This window comes from Kitasatospora sp. NPDC056651, assembly GCF_042792155.1.
Lineage (GTDB): Bacteria > Actinomycetota > Actinomycetes > Streptomycetales > Streptomycetaceae > Kitasatospora.
On record NZ_JBHTWX010000107.1, the window covers coordinates 1 to 268 of the forward strand.

Sequence of the window (268 nt, forward strand, 5' to 3'; positions counted from 1 at the left end):
CGCTGCCGGCGCGCTGCCGGGCCGCGGTCGCCGCGGGCCTCGCCCCCCCCCGGGCGGAAGGGACCCGGCCCGCGGGGGCGGCGGGGGCCGCCCGGGCCGTGGCCGGTCCGGCCGGGCGCCGCCGCGCCGCCGTCCGGGCCGGCGTCGGGCTGCTCGCCGCGGGGCTCGCCGTCCTCGCCCTGGCCGGTGGGCCCGAGCCCGGCGGGCCGGGCGCCCGCCCCCGCGCGGTGGGCCCCCTGCCCCGCGCGAGCCCCGCGGGGTCGGACGT